This is a genomic window from Methylobacterium sp. J-088 (assembly GCF_022829295.1).
GTDB lineage: Bacteria > Pseudomonadota > Alphaproteobacteria > Rhizobiales > Beijerinckiaceae > Methylobacterium.
Genome location: NZ_JAKSYH010000056.1, coordinates 1 through 348 on the forward strand (window position 1 = coordinate 1; position 348 = coordinate 348).

A 348-nucleotide genomic window follows, 5' to 3' on the forward strand; every position below is an offset into this window, starting at 1 on the left:
TGGGACGCGGCCGCGGTGCGGATCAACGTGCTCAACGTGACGGTCACTGTCACAGGTCACGGGTGCGGGGCGGGGTTCAACTTTTCGCCCCACGCGCCGACGGACCGGATTGCGAAGCTCGCACCCGTCACCTTCGAGCCGGCAGCCATCTGCGCGCTCTTTGATGTGGAAAGGGCGGACCAATTCCAGGCCGCTGTGGCGGAGTAAAGCCAGGCCAATGGCGGCCGCAGCTTGGACGATGAAGGGGCGCGATCGGGCCCCTTCATCGTTTATCGCCGACCATGAGGCTCAAGCCGGTAGGATCTCGCCCGTCTCGGGATCGTGGGGATCGGTGGTGGCCTGGTTTTG

1 protein-coding gene is annotated in these 348 nt (G+C 65.2%); it reads left to right on the forward strand.

Annotated features, from left to right (window positions below; all coding sequences use genetic code 11):
* A partial coding sequence (locus MKK63_RS06705) for a hypothetical protein (RefSeq protein ID WP_243999938.1) occupies positions 1-207 on the forward strand: 207 nt, incomplete at its 5' end.
* Positions 208-348: the final 141 nt, after the last annotated feature.